Here is a 23,107-nt window from a genome sequence, read left to right on the forward strand (position 1 = left end):
CTATTTTGTCTCCTGGTCGTTTGTTAACACACCGCTCACAATATAGCGCGAGTTGCCCTGCGAGCTATCGAGCATGCAGGTGCTCAGTTGCACAACCTTGCTATCCGCATCAAGCGCAATACCTTCCCGTACGTTTTTGAGGAGCGCGTCGGGATTGCAGACGGTATTGAAATACTCCTGGCGCACAGCGGGATCGGCAAAGTTAAATGAGTTGAGGATATGGCGATCGTCGTACTGGTAGGCCGAAACGATCTGGTACGTCAGGATATGACCGGGCGTGTAGATGAAGAACTCGGTGTTCTCGTTAAAGAAGTCCGCATCCTCAAAATTATGCAAGTTATGGAACACGCCGCCGTTCACGTGGCCGTAGGTCACCGTCACGGGATCGCTAAAGTCACGCGCATTGGCCATCTGGCTAAACGCGGTGCCATACGGGTCGTACTTACCGTCCTTGTCGTGATCCAAATAGAACAGGTCGTCGGTTGCACTCTGCAGTAGAGGTGTGTTGATGTCGGCTCCCGGAATATAGAGCCAAGCGTAAATGTCAGCGTTTTCTTTGATAAGCGAGGCAAAGTCGATGGGATTGTCTGCCAGCTCCCTGTCCTTCGATTCGACCTTGGTAGCAGGCTTGCCCGTTGCACTCATCTCCTGCGCGCGCTGCTGCTCCAGATGGTTCATATAGAGTACGTAGCCGCCGCAGCCGACTGCGATCAGTAACAACACCACGAAAACGCCCTTGAGTATCGTGGCGCGACGCTTTTTGTCCGAGTCGTCCATATGCTGAACGTCCATATACTTGCCCTCTGGCTGCTGTGCCATGGTGTTCCCTTACCCTGTAAATCGGCTAAAAAAAGGACCCGCACAAGTACGGGTCCTCAAATCTTACGGTTGAAACCGTATGCGTACTAGTTGTTCTTGCGAAGAGCAACAAAAGCGCAAGCGGCACCAGCGGCGGCAAAAGCAGCCACGGCGGCAACGGCGGTGGTGTTCACGCCGGTGGCCGGGGACTTAGCGCCCTTGTCGGCAGTCACAGTCGTGCTAGCGGCAGCAGAGGCGCCACTCGTGGGCTGAGCAACCAGAGAGATGATGCAGAGCTCGTCCATCGTGAAGGAAACGTTGCCGTTGGCGTCGGCGGTAAGCTCCTTCACATCCTTGGAACCAGAATCATGCTGGATGTAGACGGTCACCTTGGCGCCAGCATACTGAGAACCAAGAGCAAAGGTGAAGTTGTACGGGCCGCTCGTGTTATGGTGGGTGACTTCAAAAGAAGCAACCACATTGGAACCAGAGGGGACGTTGTTGGCGGCAGTACCGGTACCGACAACATTAAGCCATGCATCGCTGCTGGTGACAACGCCGGTAGCATTTGCGGTCACGCCATTGGACGTGACAGGCTGGCTGCTAACCTTCTCGGGGCTGTTGGCGGCGAAAGCAGCCACGGGCAGAGCCAGGGCAAGAGCGAGCACGCTCAGTGCTGCCATGAATCTCTTCTTCATGTTGGGTACTCCTCAACTTGCAGCTTACGAATTTTCAAATTTATAGTAGTATATCCCTTTTCTGCAAATTGTAACTAAAGAGCTCTACATGAAACGATTTTGCAGATTTTTGTTCGCCTATAGCTCAAAACGGCACCTAGCCGTGACTATTTTATGTTCCGTCAGGTCTATGCCGTTTGATTTGGAGCCGAATTCGCCCCGCCATCACTCGCCTGTGCCGCTCCCTCTGCTTTTTGTTCGCCTTCATCCTTTTGAGCATCGGCAATGGTGGCAGCGGCTGCGACCATGCCGCGCTGGGGCGCGACGCCCGTCTGGGTCTGAACGCCCTCGACAACTTCTGTGCCTGCATGCGCGAGCTCGGGCGACTTAAACATTGCGTCCAGATTGGCCCCGCCGCCGGCGTAACCGAGCGCCGCGAGCGCGATGACAATCACCGCGACAACGACCGCGATCGGAACATAGCGATGCCAGCCTGCGGGATTGAGGCCGCTACGGCGAGCAGCGCCACGGCTAATGTAGCCGAGCGTTCCATCGTGCTTGAGCTTTGACCCCACCACACGTTTACGGCCCCACAGCGATGATTCGGCCTGCATGGCCAAGCGAGCGCTTGCCGAAGGATAACCATATTTAGTGCGTTTGAACGAGCCGTCGAACCCCGAGGCGCTTTTGCCCCACGTCCGTGAAGTCGTGCGACGGTTGACCGGCGCCGCGGGCTTTCGAACCCGATTTGTTTTTGAAGTCTCCGCCATACTCCCCGCACGCCGTAACACAGTCGAAACAATACTGCTTTGGACTGTATCACACGCGCCGCGCGCGGTCACGGGCGCCTCGCTTAACGGTCGTCGTCCTTCAGCAGGCGCCACAGGGTCGTACGGCTTATGCCTAGCACTTCGGCAGCTCGGGTCCTGTTGCCGTGAAGGTGACCTACGACCAGCCGCGCGATATCGCGCTCGGTATCGGCCAGTGGGCGCAAGATATACAGATCGCTATCGAGCGTCGGGGCACCAAAGGTCGCGGTCTTGATAACGTCCTCCTGAGCGAGCACCTCCTCCGCCACCGCCCGCTCGGCCGTACCCATCCTCACTAATATATAAAGTCGTTCCGAAACCTCACGAAGCTGTAGATAGTTACGGGGCCACCGATAGGCATCGAGTGTCTTTGCCGCCGCGGACGACAAGGCAGGTGTTGCCGTCTCAAACATATCTGCCAGATATTCCAGATAGCGCGCAACCTTTTCCGACGCGCCGCCCTGCTCGGCAATCGCCGGCGCCACACTCACTGCACAGGCCAGACGCTCGGTTACAAAAGCAGCCTGATCGCTTTCGCCGCCGCCTGGCATGTCGTTTGCCGTCAACACCACATGGCAACGAGTTGCGAGCGCCGTGTCGATCATTGCGGACACGAGCTCGCGCAGGCGTTGGGGGCCAACGGCATGCCAGCCGCCCATGCAAAGTGTCAGCCCCGTTTGGAATAGCGGCGATTCGGAACTTTTGAGCAGATGGCGCCAACCGCGATCCGTAAGCTCATCGAGCGCAACGGACACAAAGGGCTGGTCGGCATAGGGTCCATCCAGGTACAGGCGTTTTGCAATCTGATCCTGTCCCGCGCCCAGCTCGCCCTCGAGCATAAGGGGCACTCCGCGCGCATAGCTCTCCCGTACGGGGGCAGCGACCGCTGCCGCGTTTTCGACGATGCCGTACGCGCTCGATTCGTAGCGGGCCTCAACTTCGTCGGCGTTGAGCCACTCGATGCCCGCATGCGCCGCGGCGGCGCGCACCTCGCGGACCACGATGACCCAAAGGCCCCCGCCCTCTTTATCGGTGGGGCGAACGGTCAGGCTCAGGCGCGTACCCGCACACCCCATAACCAGACGCGCGCCGTCTCCTATGCGGTCGAGGCGCTCAGCGACAAAAGCCGCCACATCCCGCTCAAGCGCCGCGTCATTCATGGTCGATATCGCGACGTCCCCACGCGCATCGATTGCCAATGCCGAGGCCCCGGCAGCAGCTAGGGCATTGGTCAAGATCTTCAGCTTGGCATCGCTATCCATGATTTGCCCCTGTCCGCTGCGACGTACAACCGCCGACGGTCGCACGACCGAGTGTTTCAAAATTGAACGATATTGCTCACCAAACACTATAGGGCAGAAAGCGCCGTCCTGCGAGTATAGGTGTTGCCCCGCATCGCCATCCTGGCGGGGCGATAAGAGCTCTTCGGGATCTATTAACCTGCGGACAAGCCATACCCGCAAGAGCTCCTATCGCTCCACCGCGAGGATGCGGCCACCAGCAACCAGCACGTAAATGGGCTACTTCTCTACCAGATTCCCAGCACGTGCTGCATTCCCAAACCCATGCACGCAATGCCAATCCAGCAGCAAAAGCCCAATGCGATGGGCTTGCCGCCTTTTTTGACCAGCTCGACGATATCGGTATTAAAGCCAATAGCCGCCATGGCCATCACGATAAAGAACTTCGACAGCTCCTTGATGGGCGCCGTAACGGACGCGGGAAGCTGAAACACTGTGGTGACCACACTCGCCAGCACAAAGAACAGCACAAACATGGGAAACGCGCGCTTAAGGGAGAACGTGCTTTTGGCGTCGCCGCCGGCCTTGCGCGCCAGATGCATCTGCCAGCATGCGAGGACCAACGTGATGGGGATAATAGCCAGCGTCCTGGTGAGCTTGACTACCGTAGCGCTCTCGAGCACATTGGCGCCGGGATGCATACTGTCCCAGGCGCTCGCCGCAGCCGTTACAGACGAGGTGTCGTTGATAGCGGTACCGGCAAACAGGCCAAAGCCCTCGTTGGTCAGCCCAAGCATGCCTCCAAGCGTTGGAAACACGAGCGCCGCGATAACGTTAAACAGGAAGATGACCGAAATAGCCTGGGCAATCTCGCGATCGTCGGCATCGATGACGGGCGCGGTCGCGGCGATGGCGGAACCGCCGCAAATCGACGAACCCACACCCACAAGCGTCGCGATCTTGCCCGGCACGTTCATAACGCGGCAGAGCACAAAAGCGATGATGAGCGAGGTCAAGATCGTAGCCACGATAATCGGCAACGACTGGGCGCCTTTGGACAGAATCTGCGAGAGGTTCATGCCAAAGCCAAGCAGGATAACCGCGTACTGCAAGACTTTTTTAGACGTATAGGTGACGCCGGCGGCGAGCTGTTCGCGACGATTCTTGGGAAAGACGAGCGCCAGAACCATGCCAAAGAGGATGGCAAATACCGGCCCACCGACCACCTCAATCTGTTTGCCGAGCAACGACGCAGGGATGGCGATGATCAGGCAGAACAAGACACCCTTCCAGCGCTCGCGTACGATATTTACCAGTTGCATACGGGATTCCTTCTTTCTATTTCACGTTTGCGACGGCTTATGATACGGCAACATCGAGCACAGCCATACGCAAAAACAGACTAAGATGCCGCAATAGTTCTCGGGCAACAACCGAATTACCCAGCGCGGAGAGCTGATTCGCGGCATAATTAACAACTGACATATGAGTGTGATAGAACAGTTGCGAGGCACTATGGAAGAATCGATGCACGTCGGCGAGCAGGAAACGAGCCTACAGGACCAGTCCTACCACACCATTCGACGCAAAATAGTCTACCTGGACTACAAGCCGGGCGAAAAGCTGGGCGTCAAGCAGCTTTGTGACGACCTAGATATGGGGCGCACCCCTGTGCGCGAGGCACTGGTGCGTCTGGCGCAAGAGGGCTTAGTGCGCACCGTGCCCCAAAGCGGCACCTATGTCTCGCCCATCAACCTCACCCTTGCCGAGAGTGCCTGCTACATTCGCGAACACCTGGAAAAGCAGGTGATTGTGGAGTGCTGCGCCCGTGCCACCTCGGTAGCCATCGAGCAGCTCGACCGAGCCATCGCGCTGCAGGAAAAAGCCATGGCCGAAGAGGACCGCATCGGCTTCTTTTTAAGCGACAACCTCATGCACCGCATGATCTTTAGCATCGCGTGCCGCAGCACCGTGTGGTCGTGGCTCGAGGCGACCAATGCCGACCTGGAGCGCTTCCGCTGGCTGCGCGCCGCTACGCAGGCGCTCGACAATCAGGAGATTGTTAACGAGCACAAGCAAATCCGCCGCGCCATCGCCGGTCGCGATCCTATCGAGGCAAGCTTTTTGGTCAGCAAGCACCTGCATATGATGTTCCGCAACCAGACCGAAGTCCTGGACCAATATCCCGAGTACTTCGAGACCAGCAAGCTCCGCTAACCTGCCAAAAAGGGACAGGTTTATTTTGGCAGGTTTTATCTGGGCAAATGCAACAAGGCCCAGCTCCGCTGCAACGAAGCCGGGCCTTAGTTGTTAGGACGTAGGAACTCGATTACTCTACTGTGACACTCTTGGCCAGGTTGCGGGGCTGGTCAACGTCGCAACCGCGCAGGATGGCAACCTCGCGGGCGAGCAGCTGCAGCGGAACGCTCGCCGTGATGGGACTGAATACGTCACGGACGGCCGGCACGCGAATGATGCAGTCGGCGATCTTGTTGATTTCCTCGTCGCCCTCGGTAGCAACGACGATGACCTTGGCGCCGCGCGCCTTGCACTCCATGAGGTTCGACACCGTCTTGTCGTATGTTGCGCTTTTGGTTGCAACCGCGATGACGGGAAAACCCGGGTCGATCAGCGCGATAGGGCCGTGCTTCATCTCGCCGGCAGCATATGCCTCGGCATGCAGGTAGCTGACCTCCTTGAGCTTGAGCGCGCCCTCATAGGAAATGGCGGCGCCCATGCCGCGACCCACGAACAGTGCAGACTGCGCGTCCTTGCAGACAAGCGCGGCCTCGTGCACGGCCTCGGTCTGCGTATCCAGGATCCACTGGATCTGCTCGGCCGTATCGGAAAGCTCGCGGAACAGCATGCGCGCCTGCTTGGTGGTCAGACGGTACTTAACCTGCGCCAGCAGCAGGGCCAAAAGCGTAAGGCTCACGACCTGACCGATGAAGCTCTTGGTCGAGGCAACTGCAATCTCCTTGTTAGCCTTGGTGTAGATAACGCCGTCGCTCTCGCGCGCCACCGGGCTGCCCAGCACGTTGGTGATGCCAAAGACCTTGGCGCCCTTGATGCGCGCATCGCGAATGGCGGCAAGGGTGTCGGCCGTCTCGCCCGACTGGGACACGGCCACGACAAGCGTCGTCGGCGTGATGATGGGGTTGCGATAGCGGAACTCGCTTGCCGCCTCGACCTCGGTAGGAATACGAGCCCAACCCTCAATAAGGTTCTTGGCGATAAGTCCGGCATGGTAGCTGGTGCCGCAGGCAATCACATACACGCGGTCGATATCGTTGAGCTCCTCGAGCGAAAGGCCCAGCTCGTCGATATCGAGCTCACCGGCGGGAGTCATGCGGCCCACCAGGGTATCACGCACGACGCGAGGCTGCTCATGGATCTCCTTGAGCATGAAGTCGGGATAACCGCCCTTTTCGGCCATATCCAGGTCCCAGTCGATATGGGTAAGCTTGGGCTCAATCACGTTGCCAGCCTCGTCGGTATACTCGACGCCTGCGGGCGTAAGCTTGGCAAACTGACCGTCTTCGAGCACCACGACATCGCGGGTGGCATCGATAAGCGCAATCACGTCGGAGGCAACGTAGGAGCCGGTTTCGCCGACACCGACCACAATCGGGGAGTCCTTGCGGGCCACGGCGATCACGCCGGGCTCATCGGCAGAAACGGCGGCCAAACCATAGGCGCCCACCACGTGGGTGCAGGCCTCGCGCACAGAAGCCATCAGGTCGTGTGTCTCGGCATAGGCCTCTTCGATCAAGTGCGCAAAGACCTCGGTGTCGGTCTCGCTCTTAAAGTGATGGCCGCGGCCCTCCAGCTCCTCACGCAGCTCGGCGAAGTTCTCGATGATGCCGTTGTGGACGATGGCGATGCGACCGTCGCAGCTGGTGTGGGGATGGGCGTTGACAACGGAGGGCTTGCCGTGGGTAGCCCAGCGGGTGTGGCCGATGCCGCAGGTGGCGTCGCTGTCGACATTGGTAAGTTCGCTCTCCAGGCCCGCGACCTTGCCCACGCGGCGAATGACGTCGAGGTGAGCCGCCGTGCCCTCGCCCACCTCGAGCGCGACGCCCGAGGAGTCATAGCCGCGATATTCCATGCGCTTAAGGCCCGTGACAAGGATGTTCTTTGCAATATCAGAGCCGGTGTAGCCGACAATTCCGCACATAGGATAAATCCCTTCGCTCGCGTGACTGTAAAACGTCCACGCACAAGGGGCGCTGAGACGTATAACGTTCGAGTATTGTACTCACGCAAGCGCAAGCTGATATACCAGAAGTGGTATCTCAACTTAGATACCACCCGATGCACACACGTTCGGCCGGTCCAAACCGCCACAAAGGTGCCTGTCCCCTTCGTGGTGGTCGCGTTGGCAATAGCGTTTCCCCAGATAAAACCTGCCAAAATAAACCTGTCCCTAATTGGCAGGTTTTGACACCCTAGGGGCGGGCGATGCTACAATCTGGCTTGTACTTGAAACGCATCAAAGGGGCCGCTATGGCAAAGGTAAAAATCAGCGACGTCGCGCGCGAGGCAGGGGTCTCGCTGGGCACGGTATCCAACGCGCTCAACCATCCCGAAAAGCTGCGCCCCGAGACCCTCAAAATCATCAACGAGACCATCAATCGCCTTGGCTACCTGCCCAACCAAAGCGCCCGCCAGCTCGCAGGAGGCACCACTAAGTCCTTTGGCCTGGTCCTCCCCCGTCTCGACCACGGCTTCTCGCTCCAAATTGCCAGCGGTGCCCATAACGAGGCCCGCAAGCACGGTTACGACCTGCTTATCGCCAACGCCGATAACGACGATATTCTCGAAGACCATTACCTGCGCTACTTTATGGGCACGCAGATGTCCGGCGTCATGGTTCAGCCCATGGCATCCCCCGATTGGCACCCCGCCATGACCATGATGCCCGTGCCGATTGTCCATCTGGACATCCACTGTTCCGAGCCCGGTTACTACGTGGCCGCCGATAACGAGGCACAGGGGCGCATTATCGCCGAGCTCGCCATTGCCCGCGGCGCACGCCATATCACCGTTGTGGGCAGAGCGGCATTTATGCAGCTCACCCTGCGCGTGCTTGGCATTCACAAGGCCCTCGCCCTTCATCCCGACATCAAAATTGAGGTCATTGACGCCGGAGAATGGAATACCGCAGCCGACGGCTACAGTATCGGCACTCAAATTGCCGAGCGTTCCACCGATGAGCGTCCGGATTTTGTCATCGGCCTAACCGACGTATTGGCCTCGGGTGTTATCTCGGCGTTGATCGACAAAGGCATCTCCGTCCCCAAGCAGGTTCGCGTGGCCGGCTGCGACGGCAACCCGCTTGCATGGAGCGGGTCGGTCCCGCTCACCACCGTGGCACCGCCGGGTTACGAAATTGGCCGCAAGGGCGTGCAGCTGCTCGTGGAGCAAATCGAGAACAAGGCGCCGACAAAAACCAAACGCGTCCGTATCGGCTCCGCCGCACGCACCGTCACCGAGGTCACAGCCGCCGAGGACATCAACCGTCAGGAACTCGTGCGGCCGTTCCTCTTAGAGCGCGCCAGTACCCAGGCGAGCAGCCAAGCCGAAGCCACCGCCATCAACCTGGGCGCGTATCTATAGCACGTCGACCAGTATGCCAAAACGCAGCTTAAGCAAAAGAGGCCCGGCCATTGCCGGACCCCTTATGCTTAAGCGTAAATGTGGGCAATTGCCCGTTTCAACGCCGCAGCTGTCTAGCGCACAGCCTTGACCGCCGCCGTCAGGTCGAACAGCGTATCGAGCACGGCCTCGCAGCCATCCACCACGTCCTGCGGCAGCGGCACAATGTCGGGGACGGCAAAGACATGGCAGCCGGCCGTGATGCCAGAGACGCAGCCGTTGCGCGAATCCTCGACCACAGCGCATTCCTCGGGGGCAAAGCCCGCGCGCTCGCAGGCAAGCAGATACATCTCGGGGTCGGGCTTGCCGTGCACGACGTCCTCGCCGCAGGTCACCGTCTCAAACTTGTCAAAAAGACCGACCATCTTAAGGTTGCGCTCGGCCGTAACGAGGCGCGACGACGTCGCTAGACCCACGTGATAGCCCGCCGCTAGCAGCTCGTCTAGGCACTCAGCGGCGCCGGCCTTAAGCTCCAAATCGGTCTTGACCATCTCGTCGCGAATCTCCTTGTGGCGAACATAGATCGCCTCGGTGGTTTCATGGCTGCCGTAATGCTTATCAAGGATGTCCATGACATCGGGCAGCGTGCGGCCGATAAACTGATGGATCAGCGCATCATCAATCGCGACCCCCAGCTCGGCAGCGCCCGCCTTCCATGCCTTGATGCCCAAACGCTCGGTATCGACCAGCGTTCCGTCCATGTCAAAAATTACAGTCTTGATCATATCGGTCCCCTCACCGGATTGCATTACGGCCACTCTAGCTTACTTTACAAACTTGTATATGACGTATATAGCATATTGCACTATCGTTACATAGGCAGAAGTCATATGACGAGCAGTCCGATAGGATTATAGTTTTCGACCGAGTACTCAATGGTAAGGATTGTTTTATGCTTTCAGACACTACCGCACCTGCAAAGGAGCTTCAGGACAAACTCGCGGCGCTCGAACAGCTGCTTTTGGCATACGGACGCGTCGCCATCGGCTTTTCCGGTGGCGTCGACAGCAGCTTTTTGGCCGCGGTCTGCGCCCGCATCATGCCTGCCAGCACGCTTCTCGTTCACCTCACCACGCCGCTCATCGGCACGCCCGAACAGACCTCGTTTGAGCGATCCGTTGACAGGCAAACCAATGAGGGACCGCATTTTAAGCTCCCCGTGCTCAATCTTTCGGTCGATCAGCTGCAGCTCCCCCAAGTAGCCTGCAACGACGCCAACCGTTGCTACCACTGCAAACACGCCGGCTTTACCGCCATCGTCAACCACGCTAAGTCGCTCGGCTTTCCCACCGTCATCGATGGCAGCAATGCAAGCGATCGCGGTGACTACCGTCCCGGCATGCGTGCTGCCATAGAGCTCGGCGTACGCTCCCCTCTTATGGAGGTCGGCTTTACCAAGGACGAAGAGCGCGAGTTGTTGCGCGCATGGGGCTATCCCGTTTGGAACCTGCCGGCGGGAGCCTGTCTTGCCACGCGCGTCCCCACAGGCGAGGAGCTTACGCACGAGAAGATCGATTTAATCCGCGCCTGCGAGGACTACCTGCACAATCTTGGTCTGGCGCAGGTTCGCGCGCGCTTGGTCGGCGGCTGCATGCGTATCGAGGCCGCACCCTCAGATGTCGCCAAGATTGCCGCCCTCGGCGGTGCTACCGTCAATGCCGAGGGCAAGACCCCGCTGCCCGTCGCCATCGAGTCCGCGCTGCGCGAACTGGGCTGCAGCCACATCTCCCCCGAAGTCACCCCCTACATCCACGGCAACATGAATCAGTAACCTGCCAAAAAGGGACAGGTTTATTTTGGCAGGTTTTATCTGGGGAAACACAAACAGGGCCGCGACACCTCTATGGCGTCGCGGCCCAGGACATCTATGCCAGTACGTATTGATAAGTGTCTCCCATGGGCACAAAGGTGACCGGCAAGTCTGCACCAGCGTCTCCGAGCGCAGCGGGCAACCATGTCGACATGTATTCCATGCCCGGCTCTTCGCCGTTAAAGTGACCCATATGGATGGCACATTTCCCCTGACCGAGCATTGCGGCGTCGCGGATGTATTCACTCACCGTAAAGTCGATAAGCTCCATCGCCAAAATGCAATCGATGTCATCAGAGTCGATATGGGCAATCTCGTCGTTATCTCGGCCCATAATATGCATCGGAATCTCGACGTTACCCACCAAGGCATCGCCGTCGCCGATCAGGCGCGTTCCATTAAGACCGAGCTTGAGGACAAGCATTTTCGCCAAATCGCGCGCCGGCATTGGATCAATCCGATAACTCATAAACGACCCATCCGTCGCATATTCGAGCCAGCCCATTTTTGCTGCGAATCCGTAAAAGATGCCGTCGACCATCGAGCCGTCCGAGGCGAGCGGAACGCCCGAGTGGATATAGTCATGGCAACGCCAGACCGCTCCACCCCAATCGTCAAGCAAGGCGCACTTTGCCTCAAAGGTCTCGTTCCCCGCGACCACCTCACGGCTGTCTCCGTGGTTCCAGAACAGCGCCTCGTGCGGAACAATCAGGTTGGCGCCAAGCTCCTTGGCACGGCGAATTACCTCCGCCGTAGCCCAAATGCATGTAACGATTCCGGTACATTGCTGATCGATGTTGCCGTAAAGCACCCGATCGCGCGTCGTCGCAAGCTCGATGGGCTTACCGGTAAAAGCATCGATGCCGCCGCAATAGTCCTGGATAGCTTGAATAGCCTCACTGATAAGCATATGTAACAACCCCTTCGACATAATATGCAGGGCGGCAGCAAACATACCGCCCTGCGGAATCATCTATAGGCGGCATTTTTTGAGCTGAACCACCTATATGCGACCGCTTTTCTAGCGCTCGGAAATCGGACCGTTCTCAAGCTCATCCTCACTAAAGCCAAAGAACCAGGCAACGGCAAAGCTTACGATAAAGCCAGCTGCCGAAGCGATGGCGGCACAGATCAGGTTCTCATTGCCACCGCCGACAAACGTCATAATATTAAGCACGTTTGAAGCAGCACCAGCAAGATAGGCATTCACATGCAGAGCGATCGACCCGGCACCGGCGACAAATGAACCCGCCATGCAGGCAATGAACAGCTTACGATAGCGGAACAGCATGCCATAGATGAACGGCTCGCCGACGCCTCCAATGAGCTGGGCGACAAGATAGCCGGCACATTGTCTCTTTTCCTCCTTGTTACGGAGTTTGAGCCATGTCGCAATCTCCACTCCATAGGCAGCCCACAGCGCAACCGTAGCAGCGACCATAATAAAGCTGTCAGAGCCCGTCGACATGAAGTTTGCAATGGCAATCATAATGACCGCGACATGCATGCCCGTAATGACCATGGGCAACCAAATTGCTGCAAGCAAGCCGCCACCAATAATCGCCGCGATGCCACCCTCGGCGCCGAGGAACCCAAAGATTGCAGCCAGGCCGTTGCCGCACAAAGAGCCAAGAGGGGCAAGCAGGCAAAGCGCAAAGGGGACAGTCAGAGCAAGCGTGCAAAGCGGCGTAAACACCGTAGTAAGCGAATCAGGCATATGCTTGCGCAGGAACTTTTCGAAGACGGACATCAAGGCCACTGTGAGCAGAACGGGAATGACCGTCTGTGCATAGTTTTCAGGCACGCAGGGGATGCCGTAGACGCTAAAGGCTTTTCCCTCGGCTGCCATTTGCATAAACGTCGGTTCGATAAGCACACCGCCCATAAAAGCACCGTACATAGGCGTGGCGCCAATGTTCTTGGCGGCCGAAAAGCCCAAGAAGACTGGTATAAAGTAGAACGTCACGTTGTAGAGCATATTGAGCAGGATATATAGATCGCTCGTATCCGCAATGAGATTGAGCATCGTTGGCCCGAGTACGACGGCAACGGTTTTGAACATGCCCGAAGCGAGCAGCAATGGAATCATCGGAACCATGGAGCCCGAGAGGTAGTTAAGAATCGCATTGCCAACGGCTGCCGGAGTAAGCGGTGTTTTGACTCCACTTGCGTCGAGGTTCTCGTCGATACTCTCCTGCTTGGCCAAGCCGCTCATCGTGATGAGCTCGTCATATACCTTAGGCACGTTCTGCCCAATAATCACCTGGAACTGCCCGCCAGATATTTGAGCGCCGATGACGCCGTTTATTTTTTTAACAGCGTTAATATCGGGCAATTCCATATCCTTAAGGTTAAAACGCAGGCGCGTCATGCAGTGGGCTGCAAAGGTGATGTTGTCTTTGCCACCCAGCGCCTCGAGCACATCGGCTGCGATCTTCTTATTGTCAGCCATATCATCTTCCCTTTCGAACGATCCGGTTCCTTCCTCGCTGCGCGCGCGAGGAGACAAAGCGGACGGTGGCCTGCCGCCCACATGGAAATATTCGATTGTTGAGGGAAACGGCGTAAAGACAAAAAGCTCCAAAACGAGACATCGACAGGTCGCCCTGTCTTTACGTCACGCTTCGGAAGCTCAGCTCTCGAATAACACCTTATGTCGCGCCAAGGTTATCAGCTCCGCCATGAGGACGGCAGCCTCACGATGTTCAGAATACCGCGAACGGTAGATTTTCATCCTTAAGCGGTAAAGAAGCCATCTATTCGACCGTTAAGGACCCGTCTCTCATATTGCCGGCATAGACCCGATTGACATGAAGCATAAGGTACACCTTCTCTTCGGGCACGACGGAAGCTTGATAGGTCTCCTCAATGAGTCTGGCCATCTTCTCGACGCAAGCCGCCACGGCCGGATGCTCATCACAGAGGGGCTGATAGAGTGCCGCATTGTCGGTATTGAGCGGCTCACCGGTGCGAACACGCTCCAGCAAATATCTCACATGGGTGTCATAACGCGCATAGTCGAAGGCATCACGATCAACAGAGATATCCAGGTCTTTCTCAATAATCGTTACGAGTTTCTCAATCAGGCGCTCCTCGCGGCGCACGTCATTTGACTTTGCTTTGCTCGAACTTGCCATCACGCTGTTAACGATGCAGAGTGCGATACCTGCCCTCTCCCCGCGCGGCATAAACACGCCGAATTCGCGTTCTATGCCAGCGTGGGCGAACGTGGCGATTTTGAATTCAACGGGATATTGCTGCTGCACGTCGCAAGAAAGCGGCATCTGAACATACATGTGCTCACGACAGCGCTTAATGGCAAAGCTAATGTGATCGGCAAGCGTAAAAGGAAGGTTCGCCGACAACTCGCGCGAAATGTTGGCGCGCGCGACATCGGCAATCTGCGCACTAAATTCCATTACCTTGGGATCGATCTCGTTAAGAAGTGGCAGGTAGCGTGCATCAACGTTGTAAAACGTGCGCTCAATCTGCGCAAGTGAAACCTCATCGGGGCCGTCAGGGAAACCAATGCCTTTCCCCAGCGCCACAAGCTCGGTTCCCTTATCGTTGACAAGCAAGGCGGCATTGTGATTGATACGCTTAACGATCCTCATGATGCCTCCGAAAATAGGCGCAGCCGAAGGGCAAGCGCAATGAATTCCAGTTAAGATGGTTCGCCTCGATTATTCCACGCAACGTCACGCGAGACAAGCAAACCCGAGCCCCACAACCTGCCAAAAAGGGACAGGTTTATTTTGGCAGGTTTTATCTGGGGAAACGCAAACAGGGCCGCGACACCTCTATGGCGTCGCGGCCCTTTTCCTTGGAGAAGGATCGATTGATTGAACGGGATGACCGTTCTAGTCTTCGAGTCCGCTATTGATGAGCTCCGCAATCTCAACGGGATCGGTGCTCGCGCGCACCTTGTCACGGAGGCCGGCGTCCATCAGCATCACGGCAGCCTTGGAGAGCAAGCGCAGATGCGTGGTTCCAGCCTCGCCGGCAGGCACGTACAGCGCGAGCGCAACATCGACGGGCACCCCATCGAAGCTCGGCCATTCAACGGGCTCGGCCAGTTTAAGCACGGCAACGCCCGGCGTGTGGATCGCGTCGCTTTTGGCATGCGGAACGGCAAAACCGGCGACAAGGCCGGTCTCGGCCTCGTTCTCGCGAGCAATAAAGGCAGCCTCTACGGCAGATGCGTCATCGGCAAAACCGAGCTCGATGGCCTGCTCGGACAAATAATGCAGGGCGTCCTCGCGCGAGGCGGCGGTATACCCGATCGTCACTTGGTTGGCAGATACAAATCCCATGGAAACCTTCCTTACAACACAGACCTGACCGCAGCTTCGATACCGTCGGCGTCCAAACCGTACTCGTGCAGCAAATCGACCGCAGGGCCGGACTCGCCATACACATCGCGCACGCCGACGCGTCGCATCGGCACCGGATGCTGTTCCGCGAGTACCGAGGCCACGGCCTCGCCAAGACCGCCGATAATCGAGTGCTCCTCGGCGGTGACCACGCGACCGGTCTTCTTGGCGCTGGCAACCACCAGACGCTCATCAAGCGGCTTGATCGTGTGCATGTTGATGACCTCGGCGTCAATACCATCGGCAGCGAGCGCCTCGGCAGCTTCAAGCGCCTCGGCAACCATGAGGCCACAAGCGATGATGGTCACATCGGACCCCTCGCGCACGACCACGCCGCGACCAATCTTGAACTCATAGTCCTCGCGGTCGTTGATGACCGGTGTTGCCAGGCGGCCGAAACGCATGTAGACCGGCCCCTCAAATTCATACGCGGCGCGCACGCAAGCGCGAGCCTCGATGTCATCGGCGGGAACGATCACCGTCATACCCGGGATCGTGCGCATGAGCGCGATATCCTCGCAGCACTGATGCGTGGCGCCGTCTTCGCCGACCGAGATACCCGCATGTGTGGCGCCGATTTTGACGTTGAGGTGCGGATAGCCGATGGAATTACGAACTTGCTCGTACGCGCGGCCGGCGGCGAACATGGCAAAGGTGCTCGCAAAGGCGACGTGGCCCGTGGTTGCAATGCCGGCGGCAAGCCCCATCAAGTTGCTCTCGGCAATGCCGGCGTCGTAGAAGCGCTCAGGGTGCGCAGCCTTAAACTTGCCGGTCTGTGTGGCGGCGGCCAGGTCGGCATCGAGAACCACAAAGTCATCGTGCTCATTGCCCAGCTCGACAAGTGCCTCGCCATAGCTAACGCGCGTGGCGACTTTCTTGACGTCTGCCATTAGAGCTCCTCCCCTGCTGCTGCGAGCTCGGCCATGGCCTGCTCAAACTGTTCATCGTTGGGTGCCTTGCCGTGCCAGCCCACCTGGTTTTCCATAAAGGAAACGCCCTTGCCCTTCACCGTCTTGGCGATAATGGCCACAGGCGAGGCACTCACTTTGCGAGCCTCGGCAAAGGCCGCGGCAATCTGCGCCATGTCGTTACCGTCGGCGAGCTCAATCACATGCCACTTAAAGGCACGGAACTTGTCGGCAAGCGGCATAGCCGAGTTAACTTCGTCGATACTGCCGTCAATTTGCAGGCCATTGTGATCGACGATAGCGACGAGGTTATCCAGGTCGTGGTTGCCGGCGAACATGGCCGCCTCCCACACCTGCCCCTCCTCGCACTCGCCGTCGCCCAGCAGCGTGTAGACGCGGTAGCTGTCACCCCAGTGCTTTGCAGCGAGTGCCATTCCAACCGCGGCGGAGATACCCTGACCGAGCGATCCGGTAGACATGTCAACGCCCGGCGTGTCATTCATATTGGGATGGCCCTGCAGGCGGCTGCCGATATGACGGAGCGTCTCGAGCTCCTCCTTGGGAAAGAACCCGCGCTCGGCGAGCACGGCATAGAGTGCCGGAGCGCAATGTCCCTTGGAGAGCACAAAGCGGTCGCGCTCGGCGCGGCTCGGATTCGCCGGGTCGACATCCATTTCCTCAAAGTAGAGGTAGGTCATAATGTCGGCGGCGCCAAGCGACCCTCCCGGATGCCCCGACTTGGCGGCATGGACGCCCGTGACAATACCGCGGCGAACCTCATTGGCAATCTTGGCCAGTTCCTGATCGGTCATGGAGTTTCCTCTCTTGAGCACGCCGGCCCGGCATAACAAATGCTGGGCCGGCAGAACCATCGTTACTGTGCCTCGACGACCTTTTTCCAGTCGGCCTCGAACGAGGCAAGGCCCTGGTCGGTCAGCGGGTGATGCAGGCATTTCTTAAGAGCGGCCATGGGGACGGTCGCAATATCGGCACCGAGTAGCGCCGCCTGGGTCACGTGATTGGGCGTGCGGACGGATGCGGTGATGATCTCGACGGTGTCGTCGACGTTCTTACCGGTCCAGTCATAGTTCTTGATGCAGGTCACAACGTTGTCGAGCTGCGAGATACCGTCCTCGGCGATGTCATCGAAGCGTCCCACAAACGGGCTGATGTAGCGGGCGCCGGCGTTGGCGGCCATCAAGGCCTGCGTCGGCGAGAAGACGAGCGTCATGTTGACGCGCACGCCCGCATCGGCCAGCGCGCGGCAGGTGGCGAGGCCGGCCTCGCAGACGGGGAGCTTAACCACAATGTTGGGAGCCAGGGCGGCAAGACGCTTGCCCTCCTCGATCATGCCCTCGGCAGTAGTCGCGGTAGACTCGGCAGACACGGGCAGACCCTCGCAGAGCTCGGCAATCTTGAGCATATGGGGCTCAAAGTCGGCGAGCTTACCGCCGGTCTTGGCGTACAGGGACGGATTGGTGGTGACGCCGGCAAGGCAGCCCCAGCTCTTGGCCTCGGCGATCTCGTCAAGGTTGGCGGTATCGATAAAGAACTTCATGGTACAAACTCCTTCGAAGGAATCCAAACTCAAAAAATAGGACAAAGGGGATGTCCCTTTGTCCTATGTGCCGGGCCTGCAGCTGGGACATGCCCCAGGCCCGGCGTCGTGTAGGAAAAGCTACTTAGTCCTCGAGAGCCTTCTCGATGCGGCTCGTGACGCCCTTGAGGTTAAGACCGACGACGTACTGCTTAATCGGGCGCTTGATGTGCTCGATCACAAAGCGCTTGCCGTCGATGTCCTGGGCAGCGAGGTTGCGATAGAGCTTCTCGACCTGCTCCTTGACCTCGGGATCGTTGAACGCGTAGTGGCCGGAGACATCCAGAATCTTCAGGCTGAGCTCGTCGTCGGCCAGAATGTCGTCAACCTGCAGGTTGACATCATCGCCGGTCATCCACTTGCGCCAGCGCTCGGTCTTGATAGCCTTGACCAGCAGCGTGTGATACAGATCGGAGGGATCGTCGCACAGGCCGTTGTCGACCAGAATCTGCTCGGTAGCGCAGAGCTTGAGGTAGGCGCGGGTCTCCTCGGTGCCGTACTGAGGGGCGACATTGGAAGCCGTCACGTGAGCCGGAATGTGCTCGAGCAGCGTCGCGTCGTCCAGGTAGTCGGCGTTGTGCTCCTTCAGGCCCACGCCGTAGCGCTTTGCCATGTCGGCGAGCTCGCGGGCGTTCTTAAAGTTGTAATGGCCAACCTGCTCAGTCCAACGGGTAAGCGTGCCGGTCTGGCCGACGATAAAGGTGGGCATGGGGCAGCCGCGCTTCTCGAGCTCGGGCTGCAGCTGAGAAATGAACTCCTCGTACTTATCGGTAGAGGTCAAGCCGCCATTGGTCTCCTCGGTACCGACCTCATAGGCGACCTCGGGCAGGTTATGCTCGCGACGGTACTGCTCAAGGTAGTCGATAAGATCGATCGTGCGGCGAAGCACCACGTCGAGCGGAATAACCTTGCCGATCTGATAGGGATCCTTGGTGGGGTCGACCATCAGCAGGTCAAAGCCCGCCTCCATGTCGGCGACGAAGGACTTGCGGGCGAGCTCCATGGCCTCGTCCTCGGGCAGGTGGGCGTTACGCTCCTCGTCACGCTGCCACGGACCGCCGTGATCGCGGCACAGGTAGTACGGGCCGGTGTAACCCACCTCGTCGGCAACCTTCTTGATGTCGGCGGCAAAGCGCTTCTGGTCCCAACCGTTGACGTAGCCGGCGCCCATCTCGTCCATATCGACCTGGTTGCGGCTGGCGATAAACATGGGCGGGAAATCCTCGTCCTTGGCAAGCTCGAACACGGCCTGAATCAGGTTGGGGCTCATGGGGCCAATGCCGACCATGGTTGCGTGATCGCCGCTATCCTGCAGCTTGAGCATGCCCTGAACGGCCTGGCGGATGGTGAGGTTGGACATTTTGTTCTCCTTCTCCAGAGGATTTTTGACAAAAGTTCCCTGGGACCCAGATGCGGGCCCTATCAGTACGGATGGATTTTGTTGTGTAGGGGCGGTTGTGCGGAGTCAAATCCATCCCTCCGCACAACCGGAGTCCTTAAAGGTTTACTTGGCCTGCTTATCGAGCGTGGGCTTCATGGCAATCAGGATTGCAGCGGCGACCACGGAGCCAATCACGATGTCCAGGCAGAACAGCGCGACATTGTTGGTGGCAAGGGCGACAATAAAGCCACCGTGCGGGACGTAGCAGTCGATACCCTGGAAGGCGGCAAGCGCCGCACCCACGGCAGAACCGATGCAGATGCCGGGAAGGGTGTGACCGAGATCCTTGACCGCGAAGGGGATAGCGCCCTCGGTAATACCGATGCAGCCCATAAACAGTGCGGAGATACCCATCTGACGGTCAGCGTCATCGAACTTGTTCTTGGCGATGAGCGCAGCGAGGCCGCAAGCAATCGGGGGAATGGCGACAGCGACGCGGAACATACCGTTGGGGCCGTAGATGCCGGTTTTATTATGTAATGGCTTAGTGTTATTGAAGACTTATTTACTCACTGTAATCATGTTAGCACACCGACCAAGGGTTTCTATGAGTCCTTATTTGTTTGTCCGTGCTAGATATTTGACGGTGACTTTGATGGGACTTTCATCTTGGTGTCGAACTCCACGACTCTGTCATCACCTTTAAGCCACTTGCAACCACAGGATAACAATAGTCGCTGTCATCACGAGCAAACCGCTTGCGTCCACCCTTTGGCAATAGTCGCTGTCGTCACGAGCAAGCCGCTTGCGACTACCCACGCGGAGTTAAACAATAATTGCAAACTGAAGCTGCAAATCCACCCGACAAGGCTCTTTTATAAAACCCATTGTTTAGACGACCAGCAATCTCATCAGGCTCTCACCTTGAATAGTTTCCCAGCCAATCTGCGTGACTGCCTCCGACAGCTGTCTATCATGCGTAACCAACAGTAACGCGCCAGAGAAACCGCTCAGCATCTCCTGCAGCGCCTCAATAGAACCCACATCAAGATGATTCGTCGGCTCGTCGAGTACGAGGAGGTTGGGATTCGTAACAAGCTGTTCAGCAAGCATGAGTTTGCGGAGTTCGCCAGGACTCAAATCGTCGCCATCGAGCAGTTTGTCAGGGTCGGAGTTCAACCGCGCCACGATGGAGAGGATGCGACCTTTCGTCTCCTGGTCCTGGTCTCGGAGATGCCTCAGTGCTCGCTCGCGTTCCTCTGGCCCGACGTCCTGGGGAACGTACGCAACTTTGACATTATCAGGAACAGATTCGATGACGCTTCGTACCACCAGGCTCTTTCCCGTTCCGTTCGCACCGGTCAACACCACGTGATCCGTTGGCGAGATCCAGAGCTCCGGCACATCTATCGAGAACTCGCCAGCAGACAGTCGCGATGCCTCCAAGTGCGCCACGCAACTTGAGCGCGCAGCGACGCCGAACTCGCCGATACGATGGTCGTATCTTTTCGAGACGGTTTTCTCAGAAAGCTCTGCCTCGGCCTTTGCGAGCCGCCCGCTCATTTTGGACGAGAGCTTCCCTGCAACGCCGTCCTTTCCAGAGACTATGGCGCGTCCGATCTTCTCCCGAGCGTCGCTGTCTTTTTTGCTCAAGCCGCGCTTGCTTCGCTTGCCCTTCTGACGTGCCGCCTCTTCGCTCCTGCGCTGGGCTTCTGCCTTCAGGCGCTTAGCTTCACGAGAGGCTTGCTCGCGATCCCTCATCGCAGAGGCGCGTTCGCTCGCCGCCTGGTCGCTTGCCTTCGAGTACCCGCCGGGGCGCATGGTCCAACGCGCGCCCTCGCACATGAGGCTCTGGCCCACAAGGCCATCGAGCAGATCCCTATCGTGCGAGATGAGGATGCCGATGCCGCTGAAGGAGGCCAGCGCCTCCTTCACGATGTCGCGCGTGGCGGCATCGAGGTCGTTGGTCGGCTCATCCATGATGAGGACATCTGGCTGTGCATAGAGGGCGCACGCGATCTGGAACCGCTTCTGCTGACCGCCCGAGAGCGTGTCGTAGCGCCAGAACCAGTCGTCTTCGATGCGGAGCAGCGCCCTTGCCCGTTGCGCCTCCTTGCCCCAATCCGATGCGAGATCAAAGAGCTTGTCTGGCTCTTGGGTCGAGTCTTGCTCGCAATACGACGCGAACAGATTCGGGCTCACCGTCCCGGAATCGGGTGTAATAACGCGGGCGGCGATACGGGCGAGCGTGCTCTTCCCGCATCCGTTGTCGCCGATGATGCCCGTCCATCCCGATGGGAACGTGGCGCTGACGTCTTCGATGGCTGGCGATGCCGTACCGGGGTAGGTATAGCTGATGTGAGTGAGATTCAGTTGCATGGCGAGCTCCTTTGAGAGGAGGTCGCGCAGGGGCCAGGCACGCGATGTATGGATTTGGAACGAGAAGGCACTGAAGCGATGCGGCACCCTGAAGCGCGACCGGATGTACAGAATGGTCGTATGGGGTACCCGAAACGGGCATCGCTAGTTCTTCATCTAACCTGACCTAACTCGAAGCGGCGCTTGCCAAAGGCCCCGCTGGATGATTGATATCTAGGATTATAGCATGGTAATCAGGTGGCAACTCGCCGGCGCGCCCTTGGCTCGTCGCTTCACCCAAGTGCTGATTGGTGCTGAGAGCGGAGAGACTGCGTGGCACTGCTCCCTCTAGCTGGCGCCTGATGCTGGAAAGCATCACACAGAAACGCCTGCCCTTCCCGCAACCCGCCAGAGCATGGCCGAAGGCGGCGGTTGGCACTGCAGCCCCCTCCCGTGTTATCTTTATTGAAGATAATTAAGAAGGTGGTGCACGATGTGCAGAACATACCCGGGAACGGAAACGAAACACAGAACCAACTCATAACAGCGACGCAGCAGCCCTCGAGTCCCGTGGCCCTGAGCGCAGACGTCGAGATGCTGCTCGAGCGCTTTTTAGTCGAGGCCGAGCTGGCCGAGACCACGAAGGAGACCTACCGCAGGACCCTGAGGGGCTTCTTCGCGTGGAAGGAGGAGCGAGGGATCACAGACCTCGCCAGGGGAGACATCCTCGCCTACAAGCAGGACATGCTGGCGAGGGTGCGGCCCTCGACGGCGAGCACCTACCTCACCGCGGTCAAGAGCCTGTTCAAATGGCTCGAGTCCGTGAGAGCCTACCCGAACGTGGCCGCGGACATAAAGACGGTCAAGCTAGTGGGCAACATCCACCGCAAGGACGCGCTGACGCCGGCGCAGGCCAAGCGTGTGCTCCAGGTGCTGAAGGGCGACACGCTGCAGGCCAAGCGCGACTTCGCGCTGGTGAACCTGCTCATCAGAGTCGGCTTACGCTCGGTGGAGGTCACGCGAGGCCGTCTGGGTGATTTGCGCAACAGGGGCGATCAGACGATTCTGCTCGTCCAGGGCAAGGGCAGGGTCGAGAAGGACGCGCTCGTGGTGCTGACCGATGCGACTCTAGGACCCATTTACGACTACCTGGCAGCGCGCAGGTGCGAGGGGTGCGAGGTCGTCGGGGAGGACTCGCCGCTGTTCGCCAGCCTCTCCAACAAAACATATGGGAAGCCGCTGTCCACGCGCAGCATACGGCAGATTGCGAAGGAGGCCCTGCGCGCGGCGGGGCTCGACAGCGAGAGGCTCACGACCCACAGCTTCCGGCACAGCGCGGTGACGTTCGCGTTGCTGGGGGGCGCCAGCCTGCAGCAGGCCCAGGCGCTCGCAAGGCACACGAACCTGACGACCACGATGGTCTATGCCCACAACGTCGACCGCGTGAGCCAAGCTCCGGAGCGTTTTGTCGACGGCCTCCTCGACGACTAGGAGGCC

The 23,107-nt window shown here is 58.4% G+C and carries 21 protein-coding genes; 4 read left to right on the forward strand and 17 right to left on the reverse strand.

What is annotated here, in order from left to right; translation table 11 throughout:
• The 5 genes from ACTQXI_RS04220 to ACTQXI_RS04240 form a co-directional block, all read right to left on the reverse strand.
• Window positions 1–819: a class B sortase gene (locus ACTQXI_RS04220; RefSeq protein ID WP_441048903.1), complete on the reverse strand. Its 819-nt coding sequence runs from the start codon at window positions 817–819 to the stop codon at window positions 1–3.
• Window positions 820–905: 86 nt separating this feature from the next.
• Window positions 906–1,496, reverse strand: coding sequence for a hypothetical protein (locus tag ACTQXI_RS04225; RefSeq protein WP_441048902.1), 591 nt, complete (start codon window positions 1,494–1,496; stop codon window positions 906–908).
• 167 nt (window positions 1,497–1,663) lie between these two features.
• Window positions 1,664–2,089, reverse strand: coding sequence for a hypothetical protein (locus ACTQXI_RS04230; RefSeq protein ID WP_154517807.1), 426 nt, complete (start codon window positions 2,087–2,089; stop codon window positions 1,664–1,666).
• A gap of 239 nt (window positions 2,090–2,328) precedes the next feature.
• Window positions 2,329–3,546 carry a helix-turn-helix domain-containing protein gene (locus ACTQXI_RS04235; protein WP_441048901.1) on the reverse strand — a complete coding sequence of 406 codons (1,218 nt, stop codon included), beginning with the start codon at window positions 3,544–3,546 and terminating at the stop codon, window positions 2,329–2,331.
• 266 nt (window positions 3,547–3,812) lie between these two features.
• Entirely contained in the window at window positions 3,813–4,847 is a 1,035-nt protein-coding gene (locus tag ACTQXI_RS04240) for a YeiH family protein (protein WP_154517801.1), read from the reverse strand.
• A 193-nt stretch (window positions 4,848–5,040) separates the two neighbouring features.
• Here ACTQXI_RS04240 and ACTQXI_RS04245 point away from each other — a divergent pair, with 193 nt between their 5' ends.
• On the forward strand, window positions 5,041–5,742 hold the full coding sequence (locus ACTQXI_RS04245; protein WP_441016618.1) for a GntR family transcriptional regulator: 702 nt from the start codon (window positions 5,041–5,043) through the stop codon (window positions 5,740–5,742).
• A gap of 112 nt (window positions 5,743–5,854) precedes the next feature.
• Here ACTQXI_RS04245 and glmS read toward each other — a convergent pair whose 3' ends face one another.
• A complete protein-coding gene (glmS, locus tag ACTQXI_RS04250) occupies window positions 5,855–7,702 on the reverse strand; it encodes a glutamine--fructose-6-phosphate transaminase (isomerizing) (protein ID WP_427728812.1) in 1,848 nt (615 codons plus the stop codon).
• Window positions 7,703–8,031: 329 nt separating this feature from the next.
• On the opposite strand from glmS, the gene ACTQXI_RS04255 reads away from it, so the two are divergent.
• A complete protein-coding gene (locus ACTQXI_RS04255; RefSeq protein WP_441048900.1) occupies window positions 8,032–9,144 on the forward strand; it encodes a LacI family DNA-binding transcriptional regulator in 1,113 nt (370 codons plus the stop codon).
• A 113-nt stretch (window positions 9,145–9,257) separates the two neighbouring features.
• Here the strand turns inward: ACTQXI_RS04255 and ACTQXI_RS04260 are convergent, their stop codons facing one another.
• Complete coding sequence (locus ACTQXI_RS04260; protein ID WP_441048899.1) at window positions 9,258–9,908, reverse strand: HAD family hydrolase; 651 nt, start codon at window positions 9,906–9,908, stop codon at window positions 9,258–9,260.
• A 167-nt stretch (window positions 9,909–10,075) separates the two neighbouring features.
• On the opposite strand from ACTQXI_RS04260, the gene ACTQXI_RS04265 reads away from it, so the two are divergent.
• Window positions 10,076–10,954: a hypothetical protein gene (locus ACTQXI_RS04265; protein ID WP_441048898.1), complete on the forward strand. Its 879-nt coding sequence runs from the start codon at window positions 10,076–10,078 to the stop codon at window positions 10,952–10,954.
• 94 nt (window positions 10,955–11,048) lie between these two features.
• Here the strand turns inward: ACTQXI_RS04265 and ACTQXI_RS04270 are convergent, their stop codons facing one another.
• The 10 genes from ACTQXI_RS04270 to ACTQXI_RS04315 form a co-directional block, all read right to left on the reverse strand.
• Entirely contained in the window at window positions 11,049–11,903 is an 855-nt protein-coding gene (locus ACTQXI_RS04270; protein WP_441048897.1) for a Nif3-like dinuclear metal center hexameric protein, read from the reverse strand.
• 111 nt (window positions 11,904–12,014) lie between these two features.
• A complete protein-coding gene (locus ACTQXI_RS04275; protein ID WP_441048896.1) occupies window positions 12,015–13,445 on the reverse strand; it encodes a PTS transporter subunit EIIC in 1,431 nt (476 codons plus the stop codon).
• Window positions 13,446–13,749: 304 nt separating this feature from the next.
• Window positions 13,750–14,607: a PRD domain-containing protein gene (locus ACTQXI_RS04280; RefSeq protein ID WP_441048895.1), complete on the reverse strand. Its 858-nt coding sequence runs from the start codon at window positions 14,605–14,607 to the stop codon at window positions 13,750–13,752.
• A gap of 246 nt (window positions 14,608–14,853) precedes the next feature.
• On the reverse strand, window positions 14,854–15,306 hold the full coding sequence (locus tag ACTQXI_RS04285; RefSeq protein ID WP_441548377.1) for a PTS sugar transporter subunit IIA: 453 nt from the start codon (window positions 15,304–15,306) through the stop codon (window positions 14,854–14,856).
• An 11-nt stretch (window positions 15,307–15,317) separates the two neighbouring features.
• Window positions 15,318–16,256, reverse strand: coding sequence for a transketolase family protein (locus ACTQXI_RS04290; protein ID WP_441048894.1), 939 nt, complete (start codon window positions 16,254–16,256; stop codon window positions 15,318–15,320).
• Window positions 16,256–17,086, reverse strand: coding sequence for a transketolase (locus ACTQXI_RS04295; protein ID WP_441048893.1), 831 nt, complete (start codon window positions 17,084–17,086; stop codon window positions 16,256–16,258). Before ACTQXI_RS04295 ends, ACTQXI_RS04290 begins: the two co-directional genes overlap by 1 nt.
• A gap of 62 nt (window positions 17,087–17,148) precedes the next feature.
• Complete coding sequence (locus ACTQXI_RS04300) at window positions 17,149–17,832, reverse strand: transaldolase family protein (RefSeq protein WP_441048892.1); 684 nt, start codon at window positions 17,830–17,832, stop codon at window positions 17,149–17,151.
• A 124-nt stretch (window positions 17,833–17,956) separates the two neighbouring features.
• Window positions 17,957–19,231 carry a class II D-tagatose-bisphosphate aldolase non-catalytic subunit gene (locus tag ACTQXI_RS04305; protein ID WP_427719788.1) on the reverse strand — a complete coding sequence of 425 codons (1,275 nt, stop codon included), beginning with the start codon at window positions 19,229–19,231 and terminating at the stop codon, window positions 17,957–17,959.
• Window positions 19,232–19,375: 144 nt separating this feature from the next.
• On the reverse strand, window positions 19,376–19,756 hold the full coding sequence (locus ACTQXI_RS04310; protein ID WP_441048891.1) for a hypothetical protein: 381 nt from the start codon (window positions 19,754–19,756) through the stop codon (window positions 19,376–19,378).
• A gap of 387 nt (window positions 19,757–20,143) precedes the next feature.
• Window positions 20,144–21,631 carry an ATP-binding cassette domain-containing protein gene (locus ACTQXI_RS04315; protein WP_441048890.1) on the reverse strand — a complete coding sequence of 496 codons (1,488 nt, stop codon included), beginning with the start codon at window positions 21,629–21,631 and terminating at the stop codon, window positions 20,144–20,146.
• 444 nt (window positions 21,632–22,075) lie between these two features.
• On the opposite strand from ACTQXI_RS04315, the gene ACTQXI_RS04320 reads away from it, so the two are divergent.
• Window positions 22,076–23,101 carry a tyrosine-type recombinase/integrase gene (locus ACTQXI_RS04320; protein ID WP_441548378.1) on the forward strand — a complete coding sequence of 342 codons (1,026 nt, stop codon included), beginning with the start codon at window positions 22,076–22,078 and terminating at the stop codon, window positions 23,099–23,101.
• Window positions 23,102–23,107 lie beyond the last annotated feature (6 nt).

This window comes from Collinsella sp. LCP19S3_C9, assembly GCF_052121575.1.
GTDB lineage: Bacteria > Actinomycetota > Coriobacteriia > Coriobacteriales > Coriobacteriaceae > Collinsella.